Source organism: Clostridium sp. D33t1_170424_F3 (assembly GCF_015667585.1).
Lineage (GTDB): Bacteria > Bacillota > Clostridia > Oscillospirales > Acutalibacteraceae > Anaeromassilibacillus.
The window spans coordinates 62981-78262 of record NZ_JADPEG010000010.1 but is presented as its reverse complement, the minus strand read 5'-3'; the positions used below and the strand labels follow the sequence as shown (position 1 = coordinate 78262).

General features: G+C 52.5%; 16 protein-coding genes and 1 tRNA gene. 7 read left to right on the top strand and 10 right to left on the bottom strand.

The window, feature by feature from the left end; all coding sequences use genetic code 11:
* From I4V53_RS08350 to I4V53_RS08340, 3 genes are all read left to right on the top strand, one after another.
* Positions 1-570, top strand: coding sequence for a flavodoxin family protein (locus I4V53_RS08350; protein WP_195985234.1), 570 nt, complete (start codon positions 1-3; stop codon positions 568-570).
* An 86-nt stretch (positions 571-656) separates the two neighbouring features.
* Complete coding sequence (locus I4V53_RS08345) at positions 657-1403, top strand: YebC/PmpR family DNA-binding transcriptional regulator (RefSeq protein ID WP_195985233.1); 747 nt, start codon at positions 657-659, stop codon at positions 1401-1403.
* Between the two features lie 67 nt (positions 1404-1470).
* On the top strand, positions 1471-3228 hold the full coding sequence (locus I4V53_RS08340; protein ID WP_195985232.1) for a PASTA domain-containing protein: 1758 nt from the start codon (positions 1471-1473) through the stop codon (positions 3226-3228).
* 113 nt (positions 3229-3341) lie between these two features.
* Here the strand turns inward: I4V53_RS08340 and I4V53_RS08335 are convergent, their stop codons facing one another.
* The 6 genes from I4V53_RS08335 to I4V53_RS08310 form a co-directional block, all read right to left on the bottom strand.
* Positions 3342-4130 carry an amidohydrolase family protein gene (locus I4V53_RS08335; protein ID WP_286167084.1) on the bottom strand — a complete coding sequence of 263 codons (789 nt, stop codon included), beginning with the start codon at positions 4128-4130 and terminating at the stop codon, positions 3342-3344.
* 74 nt (positions 4131-4204) lie between these two features.
* Positions 4205-4462, bottom strand: a complete 258-nt coding sequence (gene rpsR, locus I4V53_RS08330; protein ID WP_050698354.1) for a 30S ribosomal protein S18 — start codon at positions 4460-4462, stop codon at positions 4205-4207.
* Between the two features lie 35 nt (positions 4463-4497).
* Positions 4498-4989, bottom strand: a complete 492-nt coding sequence (locus I4V53_RS08325) for a single-stranded DNA-binding protein (RefSeq protein WP_195985231.1) — start codon at positions 4987-4989, stop codon at positions 4498-4500.
* Positions 4990-4994: 5 nt separating this feature from the next.
* Positions 4995-5309: a 30S ribosomal protein S6 gene (gene rpsF, locus I4V53_RS08320; protein WP_050698352.1), complete on the bottom strand. Its 315-nt coding sequence runs from the start codon at positions 5307-5309 to the stop codon at positions 4995-4997.
* Positions 5310-5452: 143 nt separating this feature from the next.
* Complete coding sequence (galU, locus tag I4V53_RS08315; protein ID WP_195985230.1) at positions 5453-6328, bottom strand: UTP--glucose-1-phosphate uridylyltransferase GalU; 876 nt, start codon at positions 6326-6328, stop codon at positions 5453-5455.
* A 59-nt stretch (positions 6329-6387) separates the two neighbouring features.
* The gene (locus tag I4V53_RS08310; protein ID WP_195985229.1) at positions 6388-7452 is read right to left on the bottom strand and encodes an RING finger protein; all 1065 of its coding nucleotides are present in this window, start codon (positions 7450-7452) and stop codon (positions 6388-6390) included.
* Positions 7453-7764: 312 nt separating this feature from the next.
* Between I4V53_RS08310 and prfB the strand changes: the two genes are divergently transcribed.
* Positions 7765-8892, top strand: coding sequence for a peptide chain release factor 2 (gene prfB, locus I4V53_RS08305; protein ID WP_195985228.1), 1128 nt, complete (start codon positions 7765-7767; stop codon positions 8890-8892).
* Between the two features lie 47 nt (positions 8893-8939).
* On the opposite strand, the gene I4V53_RS08300 is transcribed toward prfB, so the two are convergent.
* Together I4V53_RS08300 and I4V53_RS08295 are read right to left on the bottom strand one after the other, a co-directional pair.
* A complete protein-coding gene (locus I4V53_RS08300; RefSeq protein ID WP_353616501.1) occupies positions 8940-9941 on the bottom strand; it encodes an ATP-binding protein in 1002 nt (333 codons plus the stop codon).
* Positions 9938-10966, bottom strand: a complete 1029-nt coding sequence (locus I4V53_RS08295) for a DnaD domain protein (RefSeq protein ID WP_286167083.1) — start codon at positions 10964-10966, stop codon at positions 9938-9940. The genes I4V53_RS08300 and I4V53_RS08295 overlap by 4 nt, the downstream gene beginning before the upstream one ends.
* 284 nt (positions 10967-11250) lie before the next feature.
* On the opposite strand from I4V53_RS08295, the gene I4V53_RS08290 reads away from it, so the two are divergent.
* The 3 genes from I4V53_RS08290 to I4V53_RS08280 all read left to right on the top strand — a co-directional run bounded on the left by I4V53_RS08290 (position 11251) and on the right by I4V53_RS08280 (position 14364).
* Positions 11251-11326 (top strand) — tRNA-Gly (locus I4V53_RS08290).
* A 261-nt stretch (positions 11327-11587) separates the two neighbouring features.
* A complete protein-coding gene (typA, locus tag I4V53_RS08285; protein ID WP_195985226.1) occupies positions 11588-13408 on the top strand; it encodes a translational GTPase TypA in 1821 nt (606 codons plus the stop codon).
* A gap of 32 nt (positions 13409-13440) precedes the next feature.
* The gene (locus tag I4V53_RS08280) at positions 13441-14364 is read left to right on the top strand and encodes a 3'-5' exonuclease (protein ID WP_195985225.1); all 924 of its coding nucleotides are present in this window, start codon (positions 13441-13443) and stop codon (positions 14362-14364) included.
* Positions 14365-14515: 151 nt separating this feature from the next.
* Here the strand turns inward: I4V53_RS08280 and I4V53_RS08275 are convergent, their stop codons facing one another.
* Positions 14516-14812, bottom strand: coding sequence for a hypothetical protein (locus tag I4V53_RS08275; protein WP_050698344.1), 297 nt, complete (start codon positions 14810-14812; stop codon positions 14516-14518).
* Between the two features lie 54 nt (positions 14813-14866).
* Positions 14867-15115 (bottom strand): IreB family regulatory phosphoprotein, encoded by a 249-nt coding sequence (locus I4V53_RS08270; RefSeq protein WP_050698343.1) that lies wholly within the window; start codon positions 15113-15115, stop codon positions 14867-14869.
* Positions 15116-15282: the final 167 nt, after the last annotated feature.

Sequence of the window (15282 nt, the reverse complement as noted above, 5' to 3'; positions counted from 1 at the left end):
ATGCAGATTCTGGTTTTGTACGGTTCTCCGCACGCGGACGGACACACTGCCCGGCTGCTGCGTGCCTTTCTGGAGCCGTTTGACGGCAGGGCAGTGGATTTTGTGGACGCGTATGCGGAACAGATTGCGCCCTGTACAGCCTGCGGCTATTGCAAAAAAAAGGAAGGCTGCTCCAATCCGGACTTTGACAGGATTGATACGTATATCCGGCGGGCCGACCTGCTGGTTGTCGCGAGCCCGGTTTACAACCTTACCTTTCCCGCGCCGCTCAAGGCGGTTATGGACCGCACCCAGCGATATTTTGAGGCGCGGTTTTCCCTGGGGAAGAAGCCGCCGATTGAAAAACCGAAGCGCGCGGTACTGCTGGCCGCCTGCGGCAGCGGCGACGGAGCGGAAGTCATGGAGCGGCAGCTCAAGATGATCTTTTCCGTGATGAATACCCGCCTGGTAGATACGGTTGTCTGGAGCGGGACGGACCGTGCGGCAGAGCGGGAAGCAGCGGAGGCTTCGGAGCGCGCGAAAGGCGCGGCCCTTGCCATAAAGAGAGAAATGTGCTATGATAAAACGTAATGTAAACTTACAAAATTCTATCATATCCGGAATCAGAGCGGATTAACGGCCCGGTCCGGAGACTTTAACATGCAGGAGGATTTTATATGTCAGGCCATTCTAAGTGGAACAACATTAAAAGGAAAAAGGAAAAGACCGACGGCGCAAAAGCGAAGATTTTTACCAAAATCGGCCGTGAATTGGCGGTAGCTGTAAAAGAAGGCGGCGGTCCGGATCCGGCTTCCAACTCCAAGTTGAAGGACTGTATTGCTAAGGCAAAGGCGGCGAACGTGCCGAACGAAAATATCGACCGCATCATCAAAAAGGCGGCGGGCGAAGGCGACGATACCAAGTATGAAAACATGACCTATGAAGGGTATGGCCCGAACGGCATCGCCGTAATCGTAGAGGCCCTGACGGACAACCGCAACCGTACGGCAGGCGATGTGCGCCACTATTTTGACAAGTTTGGCGGCAATCTGGGAACCACGGGCTGCGTTTCCTTTATGTTCTCTCAGAAGGGCGTTATCGTGATCGAAAAAGAGGGACTGGAAGAGGACAAGGTCATGGAGGACTGCCTGGAGGCGGGCGCTTCGGATTTTCAGGCCGACGAGGACGTATTTGAGGTATACACCGAGCCGGAGGACTTCAGCGGCGTTCTGGATGATCTGACGCAGAAGGGCTATGAATTTGTTTCCGCCGAGGTGGAAATGGTTCCGAGCACCTATACCGCTTTGACAGAAGAAGAGTCCATCATTAAGATGCGGAAGCTTTTGGATGCACTGGAAGACAACGACGATGTGCAGAATGTTTGGCATAACTGGGAAAATGCGGATGAGGATGACGACGAATAAAACGGATTTTTTTCAGCAACAATAAGGATATATCCTTTCCAAACATTGATAAAGCGGAGGAAGCGACATGACTGGCTTTGAAAATCTGTGCATGAACTGCATGTCCGATACAGCCGGAAAAAATGAATGTCCCCATTGCGGCTGCCAGTCGGGCGGTGTACAGGAGCCGTATGCGCTGCCGGTTGGCACGGTCCTGCAGGACCGGTATATTGTAGGAAGTGCAAAATCCAGCAATGGAGAAGGAACCCTTTATATCGGATATGATACGGTTCTGCATATTCCGGTTGAACTACGGGAGTTTTTTCCGCAGGCGATTTGCGGGAGAACGGACGGCAGCACGGAGATTCGGGTAAAGGCGGGAAGCGAGCTGGTCTTCAGCCAGTATCTGGCGGATTTTTTAAGTTTTTCCCGCGAGATTGCGCATCTGCGCGATTTGACCCCAATCATTCAAAGCTATGATATTTTTGAAGAAAACCACACGGCTTATACGGTCTCAGAGTGGGAAGAAAGCATTACGCTGCGCTATTTTATCGAGCGCAGCGGCGGTAGCTTGGGCTGGAATGAAGCCCGCCCGTTGTTTATGCCGGTTTTATCCGCGCTCAGTACCATGCACGCGGCAAAGATCAACCACCTGGGAATCTCTCCGGATACGCTCTGTATCATGAAGGATGGGAAAATGAAGCTGGGCGGTTTTTGTATTCCGGCGATCCGCCGCGCGGATACGGAGCTGCCGATGCATCTGGTGCCGGGATGCGCGGCTATCGAACAATATGTGGTGGGTTACGCGCCGGACGAAGCCACGGACGTCTATGGTTTTGCTTCCTCCCTCTTTTTTGCGTTGACAGGAGAGCTGCCGCAGGACGCTTTAAAACGCCGCACAGACGCCCGCCTGCTGATCTCCACCTCGATCCTGCGGACGATTCCGCCGCACGTGGTGACGGCTTTGGCGAACGCTTTGCAGGTGATGCCGGATCAGAGAACCGCTACGTTTGAACGGTTGCGCGCGGAGCTTTCCGCCGCGCCTACGATTACGGCGACGATTGAAGACCCGGAGGTGCTGCTGCAGGCTTCCTCCTCTTATTCGGAGAAGAAGAAAAGTAGTGCGCCCGCGGCCGCATGGGTGCTCATTCCCTGTGCGTTGGCTTTGGTGCTCTTTACGGCGATCGGTGTTTTCTGGTTGTCCAATGGAGGGATGGTGCCGCTGCAGACCGGTGCAAATTCCATGTCAACTGTAAGCGGACAGTCTGAAACCAGTTCCGGCGCCTCTTCGGAATCGCCCGCGATGGCGCCCCTTGCTTCCAGCATCCCTGCGGAAAACACGGGCGAGTTGATTGAAGTACCAACCCTGATTGGCCAGAGCTATGCTTCTCTCACGGAAACGACGTCTTCCGGCGGAGAGTACCAGATACTCCGTTCCTCGGAACAGTTTAACAATGAAGTACCGGAGGGCGAGATCATTTCCCAATCTCCGGCGCCGGGTGAGATGGTAGAGTATGGAACCTCCATTGTAGTCGTAGTGAGCAAAGGCGCGGAAATGCGCAAACTCCCGTCTGTTTTTGGAATGACGCTGGCCGAAGCGTCCACAACCGTAACGGCGGCGGGGTTTGTTCCAACAAAAACGGAAGCGTACAGCGACGTTGTAGAAGCAGGGTTGACCATTGGGTACCAGAACAAAAGCGAAGGAGACCTCCTTGCGTATGGTTCGCAGGTGGTCCTTGTAATCAGCAGCGGCCCCAAAAAGGATGAATTAGAGCCTTCGTCTTCCTCTGAGGAAGATTCTTCGGCTGGAATCGAGGGGCAGACGGCTCCTCGGATGTCAGAATAAATTCAGAGATTACAGTGCGGCGTGGAGAAATCTCCAATGCCGCATTTTTGTATGGAAACGCCCCGTAATAAGTGGTTTTCTTTGAACCACTTATCACGGGGCGTTTCCATTGTTCAAAGACGCAGCAGCGCCTGCGCGTTTTTATAGTAAATGTTTTCTTTTTCCCGGTCGCTCAGATGGGTGCGTTCGATAAAATCAAATTCATCGCAGGATCGGCTCCACGGACAGTCGCTGCCAAAAAGCACCCGCTCGGAACCGTGTTTGGAGACAATTCGTTCAAACTGCTCCGGTTGGCAGAGGCGCGCCGACATTGCCGTATCAATGAAGATGTTTTGTCCTGCGACATATTCCTCGGATTCCCCGTAAAGCGCCATACCGCCCATGTGCGCTGCGATAATGGTCAGCTTGGGAAACTGCCTGGCAACCTTGACCACCGCTCTTGGGGAAGCGTGGACGAGGTTGGGGGACAGGGGGTCCCATCCGGTGTGGAAGGTGACCGGCAGTTCCAACGCGGCAATCGCGTCGTAAATGGGGAAGAGCCTTGGATCGTCAATCATGAATTCCTGGTAGTCCGGATGCAGCTTGACGCCGTACAGCCCCAGTTCCTTGATGCGCCGCAGTTCATCAAGTGCATCCGGCGCATCCGGATGTATCGAACCGAAGGAATAGAACATGGAGTCATCGATGGAGGCGGCCCAGTTGTTGACAATGGTCTGCTGGCTGGGTTTGGTGGCAATATTCATTGCAAAGGCCGCGTCGACGCCCCATTCCTGCAGCTTTTCTTTGGTATCTGCAAGCGTGCCATTGGTAAAATAGGGGCTTTTACAGATGTTTGCAAGATTGATGAGTGCCTTTTGAGCGATTTTCTCGGAAAACATATGGACATGCGCATCGATAAGCATAGGGATCCTCCTGTCGTTATTCAGATAAAAAGAAAAAGCGGACGCAATTGCGTCCGCTTGAAATGCAAAATCAATCAGTCACTGCTGAACGGAAGCAGCGCAAGATGACGGGCGCGTTTGATCGCGACGGTCAGTTCACGCTGGTGATGCGCACAAGTGCCGGTCACACGGCGGGGCAGAATCTTTGCCCTTTCGGAAATAAAGCGGCGAAGCTTGGCCACATCCTTGTAATCGATCGTATCGATTCTATCGACGCAGAAGCTGCAAACCTTTTTGCGGCCCTTGCGGCCACGGCGGTTGTCGCGCTCCGGTCTGTCGTTGTTATATGCCATGATGGAAACCTCCTTTTCTCATTCTTTTTGGGAAATCAGAACGGCAGATCATCGTCGGAGGGAATCTCCTCAAAGTCGCCCGTGTTTCCGCTGGTATAAGCGGGTGCGGGCTGTTCTGCAACGGTCTCTGTTCTGGAGTGATAATTATTGCTTTCGTAACCGCCGCCATAGTTGTTGGCGTAATTGCCGCTGCCGGAGGCGCTGTCGCGCTTGGATTCGGCAAAATGGACGTTGTCCGCCACGATCTCAAAAGCTTTGCGCTTGTTGCCTTGGTTATCCGTATACGTGCGGGTCTGAATCGCGCCCTGCACGGCCACCAGCTGGCCTTTGCGGAAGTATTTGCATACAAAATCCGCAGTGCTGCGCCAGGCGACAATGTCGATAAAATCGGTTTGTCTGTCCGCGCCGGACTTTACGTACGAGCGGTCTACAGCGAGCGTGAAGCTGGTAACGGAAATATCGTTCGCAGTGTGGCGCAATTCAGGATCGGCCACAAGGCGTCCCATCAATATAGCAACATTGAGCATCTAAATCACTCTTTCTTCGCTTTTTCGGGTTCTTTCTTGATGATCAGAGAACGAAGAACACCGTCGGTGATCTTGTAAATACGGTCGAGCTCCGCGGTAAAAGCAGGAACGCTCGTGAAATCGATCAGCACATAGTAACCCTCGGCCTCTTTGTTGATCAGATAAGCAAGTCTGCGCTTGCCCCACTCGTCAACGCCGTCGACCGTGCCGTTTGCAGCGATCAAATCCTTGAACTTCTGAACCAGTGCCGCGATGCCGTCTTCTCCCAGTTTGGTGGAAAGAATGAAAACGGTTTCATAGGAATTTTTTACTTCTGGCATTGTATTGCACCTCCTTCTGGACGTTAGGCCCCAGATGAACCTCCGGAGCAAGGATCGTAGCCATGATGCGGCTAACGAATCTATTATATCAGCGAAGCGGGTTCGCGTCAATAAAAACTTTTTAATACCCGGGTTTTCAAATATTATAAGGTTTTGCTGATTTCCTTCAGATATTGGCGGAACGCGCCGCCGATTTCCGGATGCTTGAGGGCCACTTCTACGGAAGCCTGCATAATACCCAGCTTGTTTCCCATATCGTAACGGGTACCGGTAAAGTCCACGGCGACCATGCCTTTGCTGCGCGCCATCGTTCCCATGGCGTCGGTCAGCTGGATTTCTCCGCCCGCACCGGGCGCGGTGCTGTCCAAAATGTCAAAGATGTCCGGCGTCAGGATGCAGCGTCCCAGGATAGAAAACAGAGACATGATTTTATCCGGCGTGGGCTTTTCCACCATGTCCGTACATTTATAATAATTGTCGTGGATGTTGTCCACCTTGAGAGAACTGTACTTGGTGATGGCTTCCGCGGTCACTTCCTTGACGCCCAGCACGCCCAGTCCGAATTCTTCATAGGCGCGGATCAGCTGTGCGCAGGCCGGGTCTTCTCCGATAATCACATCGTCGCCGTACAGGACCGCGAACGGTTCGTTGCCGACGAAGGAGCGCGCACAGTTGACGGCGTGGCCGAGGCCGCGCGTTTCCTTCTGGCGGACAAAGTAGATGTTCGCCATATGGGAAATATCCACGATTTCCTTCAGAATTTTTTCTTTTTTCGGCCCGCCGCTGGTCAGGCGCGCTTCCAGCTCCGGCACGCGGTCAAAATGGTCCTCGATCAGGCCCTTGCCGCGATTGGTGATAATCAGAATATCCGTGATGCCGGAATGAACGGCTTCTTCGACAATATACTGGATCGCAGGCTTGTCCACAATCGGCAGCATTTCCTTTGGCATGGATTTGGTGGCCGGCAGCACTCTGGTTCCGAGGCCGGCGGCGGGAATAACTGCTTTTGTTACCTTCATGGGAGGTCCTCCTTATAATCAGATAAAAGCGCGTAAAACCGCTGTCGCGCCCAATGATACTAGTATAGCAAAAGCTGGGGCAAATAAATCACGATCATGTAACAGACCAGCAGACAGATTGCCAGAGAGGTATTGACGCCGCCCTGCAGCTGCAGGCGCACGGCACAGTCCGCCGCGTCGGGATTCTCCGTGCGGATGGTCTGGATTTTGCTGGCGCAGTGGTTCAGGTACATCCGGTTTCCGTTAAAGCCGGTAAACAGCATAATGCCCAGGCGCACAAAAGACAGGATGCTGGGCACCCAGATCAAAAAAATCTGCCACGGCGCCTGCTGCATCAGCAGGGACATGAATTCCAGAGACTGCTCCATGGTGGGATAGGCGGTGCTGAGGTCCACGCCGATCTGACGCATCAGGTCGGTGATCAGCGGCGTGGTAAAGCAGAAGGAAACGTATGTAGAAAGTACGTAGACCAGCGCCTGCAGAACCGTGATAATGGTTCCCCATTTGTACTGTTTGCGGTAGAGCATCCAGCCGCCGGAGAATAAAAATGCGGCAAAGTTAAACCGATTTCGGCGATAGCGTTTTAAATTGAAAAAAGCCGGGACATAATACTGTGGATTGTTCTGGACAAATTTGGCCATGTCGTCGGCTGTTATGTCCGCTTCAATCGGTTCCTCCGGCCGCACGCCGCCGGTTGGGTCAATTGCAAAAGGCATTGGCTGATTTGGCATTCCGTAAGGTTGGTTGGGCATACCCGGATTCTGATAGGGCGGAACGTCATTCCGCGTCTGTTTTCCGTATGGCACATAGCTTGCCGGTGCGGGCGGTGGATTTCCGGCGGCATTTTCACTGAGCATCTGTCCGCACTGGTCGCAGAACAGTGCGTTTTCCGCATTGATCTTGCCGCAGCGGAAACACTTTTTACCCGGTTGTTCCTCCGGTTCCTTCTCGCTCTGCGGTTTCCAGGCGTCCGGGGTGCCGTGCTTTTCTTCAAAAATACAATGTCCAGCTTCCTGGTAGCAGGCGCGATGATAGGGCGCGCCGCATTCCGGGCAGACGACGATATCATCGTCTGTGGTAAACGGTTTGCCGCACACAGGGCATTTCAAACCGATATAATCCATTTAAGGTCCTCCTTAATTTTTGAAAACCATGTTGGCTGATGAATGCTGCTGATATGCAGCCTGTAATATATTATTTTATCTGTTTTTCAGAAAAACTGCAAGCGTTCTGCGCATAAGTTTTCACCATATTCATAAAATGCACTTTTTTACCGGAATATGGAAAAGAATCTCCAAATGTCCAACCAAAGGGAAATTTTTGTCCTGTATTTTGTCTGTTCCATACTTTGACAATTGCCGGGAAATCCCCTATAATAAATCAGTTAGATGCCTGTATAAGGGTAAATGTATATTTGAATTTTTAAGGATGGTACTATGCTGCAATTTGAAGAACGTAAGCTGGATTTGGAGGCGCTCAAGCCGGATATTGACGATCTGTCCGAGGCTTTGGGATTGGAGCGCATGCGCAATGAAATCGCTGAATTGGATACAAAGGCTTCCATGCCGGGCTTTTGGGACGACGCTCAGAATTCTCAAAAGGTTCTGCAGCGGTCCAGTATGCTGAAGAATAAAATTGCGGCATACGAGGACCTCTGCACCGCCTATGGAGATACGCTGGCGCTGATTGAACTGGGAAACGAGGAGGGGGACGAAACCCTGCTCCCGGAAGTGGAAGAAGAACTGAAAAAAATCAGGGACAGTCTGGAGACACAGCGGCTTTCCACCCTGCTGCGGGGAGAATACGATGGAAAGAATGCGATTCTGACGTTCCACGCGGGCGCGGGCGGTACGGAGGCGCAGGATTGGGCGGAGATGCTGTACCGCATGTACAACCGCTGGAGTGAGCGCCATGGCTATAAGGTGACGACGCTGGATTATCTGGACGGCGAAGAAGCGGGCCTGAAAAGCGCCAGCATTCTGATTGAGGGAGAAAACGCGTACGGTTTCCTGAAGAGCGAGGCGGGTGTGCACCGCCTGGTGCGCGTATCTCCATTCGATGCGTCCGGACGCCGCCACACCTCCTTTGCCTCTCTGGAGGTCATGCCGGAAATCGACGATACCATCGAGGTGGAAATCGATCCGGCGGACATCAAGATGGACGTGTACCGCGCGAGCGGCGCGGGCGGCCAGAAAGTCAACAAAACCTCTTCTGCGGTTCGTCTGACCCATATCCCGACGGGAATCGTGGTTTCCTGCCAGGTGGAGCGCAGCCAGTACCAGAACCGCGATGTCGCCATGCGTATGCTGAAATCTAAGCTGGTTGAAATCAAGGAACGTGAAAATCTGGAACGCATCGAAGATATCAAGGGCGTACAGAAGGAAATTGCCTGGGGCTCGCAGATTCGTTCGTATGTTTTTATGCCGTATACACTGGCAAAGGATCACCGTACCGGCTTTGAGTCCGGCAACATCAATGCGGTGATGGACGGCGATATCGACGGCTTTATCAACGCGTATCTGAAAGCGCAGAGCCTGGGTACCCTTGGTAATTACGACGATTAATACTGACATAAAAAACGCGGAGCAGTTTGCAAGCTGCTCCGCGTTTTTTATGTTGCTTCCATTTGCCGCATGCGCTTTTGCAGGCGAACATCTTTTCCGGTAAAAGGGAGGCGTACATAGCCGCCCAAAATACGGGAGGCAAACCGTTCCGTGTACCGCTCCTCAATTTCTTTCATCGTCAGGTTGGTGCTGATAATGGTGGGGCGCTGTGCCATCTGCCGCGTATTGACGATATTATAAATTTCTGAGACGGCAAAAGCCGTCCGGAATTCCGTGCCGAGGTCGTCCAGAATCAGCAAGTCGCAGTCCAGCAGAAGCTGCCCAGTGGAAAGATCCTGTTCGCGGCCAAAATGCTCGCGTTCCAGCTTGGCGATCATGTTGTTGACAGAGCCGTAGACGACGCCAAAGCCTTTTTCAATGGCGGCGTTGGCAATCGCCAGAGAAAGGTGCGTTTTTCCCAGTCCCGTGCCGCCCATCATGATCAGATTGGAACTGCCGGCAGAAAAGTTCTCTGCGTAGGTCATGCAGATGTCGAGGATACGCGCCATCATGCCGCGTTCCGAACGGCCGGAGGAATCCGGTTCGCCGGAATAATAGCGCAAATCAAACGTTTCAAAGGTGGAGAGAGAGAGAGGAGTCAGGGTGTTCAGATTCTTATACGCCTCCGAACGGAGCAGCTTTTTCAGGCAGGAGCACGTCCGTCCGTCGATATAGCCGGTGTCACAGCATTGGGAACAGGCGTAGTGGGGCTCCAAATAGTCCTTTGGAAGCCCTGCCTTTTGCAGAATACCGTTCAGTTCCCGCTGTAGATTCTGGTTGCGCTCCTTCAGTTGGCTGAGCAGTTCCCGTGTGTTTCCGCCCTTGAGGACGGCCTTGGCCGCGGCGATCGCGGTGGCCGAGAGTTCCTTTTCAATTTCCTGCGCGCGGGGAAAGGCGCTGTAAAGCTCGGTGCGGTGCCGCTCCGCATGTGCTTCCGCCCGGCTTTTTTGTTCGCTCAGCGCCGCGCCGGCGGCCTGATACACCTCTTTGCTGTAACCCAATCCAATCACTTCCCGTCAAAAGTATCAAATGCGCCGGAGCGCTCATATTCATCAATATTATAGGTGCTTTTCCGCGCCGACTCCTGTTTGCGGGCGGCAAGCTTTTTCGCTTTTTCCTCTTCCGCCTGCTGTACGGTCACAATTCCCTGGTCGTGCCAGCGAGTCAGGATACCGTTCATGTAGCTCAGGCTGAGCTGGCCTTTCGTGTCGACACAGCGCTCGTATGCCTGCCGGATCATCGCGGCGGAAAAATGCCAGTCGTTGACCCAGGCGGCCGCAAAGGATTCTTCCTTTGCAGTGGGAGAGCGCTTGGTAATGCCCAGGGATTGTTCCACCACATGCCAGGCCCTGGCGTTTTCCGCGATGCGGCGCAGCTTTTCCTCGGCCTTTTCATGGGTGAAAATTTCCTCCTCCGCCCAGTCCATTCCGACCTTTTCAATATAGCGCGTACTGGTTTTTCCGGCGCTCGCGGCGTATTGCAGCAGCATAAGAATGACGTCCGCCGGCAGGCCGAAATCATCGTGCAGCATCAGCAGCGTTGCAGAACAGCCGTTGCTGAGCAGGCGTCCCAGAATGCTCTGTGCCTCCTGCATCAGGAAAGCGATCTCCTGCGACTCGGTCATCCGCTTTGCGACGAAGGCGTTGTCCGGTTTTTGCGGGCGCGTTAAAATGGCGGCCGGCTTTTTGGCGGGCTGAGGCGCCGGATCAACCGCGGCGGGATGGTTCTGTGGTTCCACGGGTGCGGGTAAATCCGCGCTGGGAGAAGGCTCTTCCTGGCTTGGCTTGAACTCAATTCCGTTGCGGAGGATCAGTCCGGCGTCCTGTTCCCAATACAGAAGCGCGTCGTCGACTTCCTCCGGAGAGATTGCCAGGGCAGCAGTGATGTTCTGTATTTCAAAGGTGTGTCCGGCGTTTCGCAGGACCCAAAGCAATACCTTTAATTGATTGGGGCTTGCCAGCTTTAAATGCTGGTCGACAACAGCGCAGGGAACGGCAAAAACCGCGTTCCACGCGCCCAGATTCAATGCATACAAAATGCGTTCACTCCCAAAATTTTTACCGACTGAATTTGATTTCATGTAAGGGGATGGCCTGAAACAGGCTTCTGTTCAGGTTGCGGCGGTGCTGTTGATTCAAACTGAAATCATTCCATGTTCTTAGGTGAAATCTGCGTGAGGTTATTATAGCACACGGCCTGCAAATAGGGAACCTGGAAAAGGCTTTTAAAAAACTTGAAAAAATTTGCAGAAAACCGTTGACAAAATAAAACAGGTATCGTATAATAACTCTCGCACCAAGGAAATCGGTTGCGGGAAATGCGAACGTAGCTCATCTGGTAGAGCGCCACCTTGCCAAGGTGGAGGTAGCGAGTTCGAGCCTCGTCGTTCGCTCCAAGTAAAATCGTCCACTCAAACGAGTGGGCGATTTTTTTGTTTACACGGCATGAGCGGATGGAAACGGAGCACAATGTATGTATTGACAGAAAAATCACAGATTGGAAAAAAGCTGCCGAACCGGGCTTTTGTCTGGAAACGACAAAAATCATAAGACTGATTTCGACCGTGTACAAAATTTTAGAACAAAATCCATACCCGAATGGGATGCACTATGTTATAATATAAACGTTTGTGAATTTTAAAAAAGAGGGTTTTTGAATGGACGTAAGAACGGATTTAAGAAATATTGCAATTATTGCCCACGTTGACCACGGCAAGACCACATTGGTCGATCAGATGCTGAAGCAGAGCGGCATTTTCCGCGCCAATCAGGAAGTGGCGGAACGCGTCATGGACTCCAACGACCTGGAGCGTGAACGCGGTATCACCATCCTTTCCAAGAATACGGCGGTAATGTACAACGATGTGAAAATCAACATTGTGGACACCCCCGGCCACGCCGATTTTGGCGGGGAGGTGGAACGCATCCTGATGATGGTGGACGGCGTTCTGCTGCTGGTAGATGCATTTGAAGGCTGCATGCCGCAGACGCGCTTTGTGTTGAAGAAGGCGCTGGGCCTTGGCAAAAAGCCTGTGGTGGTGGTCAATAAAATCGACCGTCCCGGCGCACGCCCCACTGAGGTGGTGGACGAAGTGCTGGACCTCTTTATCGAGCTGGGTGCAAACGACGACCAGCTGGAGTTCCCTGTGGTATATGCTTCCGGCAGGGACGGCTATGCTACGCTGGACCCGAGCGTTCCGGGAGAAACTATGCAGCCGCTTTTTGACATGATTATCCGCGAGGTTCCCGCGCCGCAGGGGGATATGAACGGCCCGACGCAGGTGCTGTTTTCCAATGTGGACTACGACGACTACGTGGGCCGCATCGGCATTGGCCGTGTGGAACGCGGCGAAATTCACACGGGAGAGAATATCGTGCTTTGCCGTCTGGATGGAACGACAAAAAACGCAAAGGTCGTCAAGCTGTATCAGTTTGAAGGCCTCAAACGTGTGGAAGTGGAAGGGGCAAAACTGGGCGATCTGGTGGCGGTTTCCGGCGTGGCAGACCTGAATATCGGCGAGACGGCCTGCGCGCCCGACTGCATTGAACCGCTGCCGTTTGTCAAAATTGACGAGCCGACCGTATCCATGATTTTTATGGTGAACAACAGCCCGTTTGCGGGCCGCGAGGGCAAGTTTGTCACCTCCCGCAACATCCGCGACCGTCTGTTTAAAGAAGTGGAGACCAACGTGGCCATGCGCGTGCAGGAGACGGAAACCACGGACGCGTTCAAAGTCAGCGGCAGAGGCGAGCTGCACCTCTCCATTCTCATTGAGCAGATGCGCCGCCAGGGCTATGAATTCCAGGTTTCCAGCCCGCAGGTGATTTATAAAGAGATCAACGGCACGCTTTGCGAACCGATTGAATTGCTGATGATTGAAGTGCCGGACAACTATGTCGGCGCGGTGATGGAAAAGCTGGGAACCCGCAAGGCGGAAATCGTCAACATGGGAACCCGCGATACCGGCGTAACGCATATGGAATTTAAAATCCCGGCGCGCGGACTGATGGGTTACCGTCAGGAATTCCTGACGGATACCAACGGCAATGGCATTATGAATAACGTATTTGATTCTTACGAGCCGTTTAGAGGCGAAATTCAGCGCCGTTCCCAGGGTTCCCTGATTGCGCATGAAACGGGCGAGACCACCGGATACGGCCTGTGGCAGGCGCAGGACCGCGGCAGAATGTTCGTAGGACCCGGCGTGGAGGTCTATGAGGGCATGATCGTCGGCGTGAGCCCGAAGAGCGAGGATATGACCGTCAACGTCTGTAAGAAAAAACACGTCACCAATACCCGCGCGTCCGGTTCGGATGAAGCGCTGAAGCTGGTGCCGCCGAGCATCCTCAGCCTGGAGCAATCCCTGGAGTTCATCAAAGAGGACGAATTGGTGGAAGTGACGCCCAAGAGCGTCCGTATGCGCAAACAGATTCTGGACAGAGAGCAGCGTATGAAGCAGGCAAGCAGGAATAAATAAGAAAAATTCCCACCGGAGGTACGGCCAGAGGTATGAATTTTGTAATACTGGACTTGGAGTGGAATGGCACCTACAGCCGCCGGCTCAAAGGCTTTATCAATGAAATCATTGAGTTTGGCGCGGTAAAGGTTGACGAAAATTTAAATATTCTCGACACCTTTGAGGCGCTGGTCCGTCCGCAGGTGGGGAAGAAGATCAGCGGGAAAATCCGGACGCTGACCAGCATCACGAATGAAGAACTGGCGGGAGGCCTGCAGTACATGCAGGTCATCAGCCGGTTCAAAAAGTGGGCGGATCAGTCCATCCTGATGACCTGGGGAACGTCCGATATCCTTGCGCTGATTGAGAACTGCCGGTATTTCTGCGGGAACGAGCGCGTACCGTTTTTACAGCAGTATGTAAACCTGCAGGCGTATTGTGAAACCATGCTGCATTACGACAAGACCAAACAGATGGGACTTTCGACCTCCGCGCAGCTGTTGGAGATCAACGAAGACGGCTTTGATCACCACCGCGCACTGGGAGACAGCCTGCTTTCCCTGCGGTGCTTTCAAAAGCTGTATACGCCGGAGAGCCTGACGCCGTTTATTCAGCCGGTGGACGACGAATTCTACCGCCGCATCCAATTTAAAACCGTTGTGATCTGCGACCTGTCCAATCCGTTGATTAAACGGAGCGATATGATATTTAACTGCGACCTCTGCGGCAGGCGGGCGCACCGTCTGAGTGAATGGCAATTAAAAAACAAGAGCTACCGCGCGGAATTTATCTGCCGGAGTTGCCAGCACAAGTTTTATGGACGCGTGCAGTTCAAGCTGAAATATGAAGGCCTGCTGGTCAAGAAATACATTCTTCCGTTCCGGGAAAAGCCGAAGGAAGAAACCGTCAAGACGGTGGAAGCCGTTGCGGTGAAAAAGATAAAAGACGAAACGAAAGATTTGAAAGCAGAAGATTAAAGAAAAACAGCGTTTGTGAACGGTTAAGACAACCAGTCACAAACGCTGTTTTTACTTTGTGCAGTATGCGGTTGTGTTTTTACGACGCAACCGTTCTTTCTTTACATACAAAAGCCGGCGTCTATTCAGAACGCCGGCTTTTTGTACATTTTTATTCGGCCAACGCTCTGGTCAGCCAGGCGTCGGCGATATCCATCGCCAGATACAGGCCTTCCTTTTCGCTGGATTTTACAATCTGCTTGCGGGAACGGATATTGGGGTCGGTGTACATCAGCTGTACGGTCACCTTGTCTGCAACCTCCATATCCTGCACGGTCTTTTTGCTTTTGATCTCCATTTTGATCACGTATTTATCTTTCATGCTGCCATAGTAAATGACGTCGCCGCAACGGACCAAGGGCTTGCCTTTATACATGGGGAACTGCTGCGTTTCCTTCTTTTCGCTCATATCGATACCATCCTTCTATGCATGAATTTCATTTCATATCATTCGTCCAGTGGCTTAATCGCCCAAATAGGATTTCAGCAGAACCTGAAGCAGTTCGTCACGGTCGATTCTGCGGATCAGGCTGCGCGCGTTGTTATGTGTGGTAATGTATGTTGGATCTTCGGACAAAATATAGCCGACCAACTGGCTGATCGGATTATATCCTTTTTCCTTCAGGGCGTCATACACGATTGTCAGGATCTGCTTGATATCGTCCTCACGGTTTTGCCCCAGAGAGAAGGTCATTGTCTTATCATCAAACATGGAAACACCTCCAATGTATCATACTTTTTATATCGCCGCATAAAGTCAGGATTTATGCAACGTGCACCGAAAACATAATGATATTTATAATATATGATACAACATACAACGCACAATTTCAAGGTTTAATTTGTAAACAGCATGGGAAAGGCTGTAAAAAAGGACGT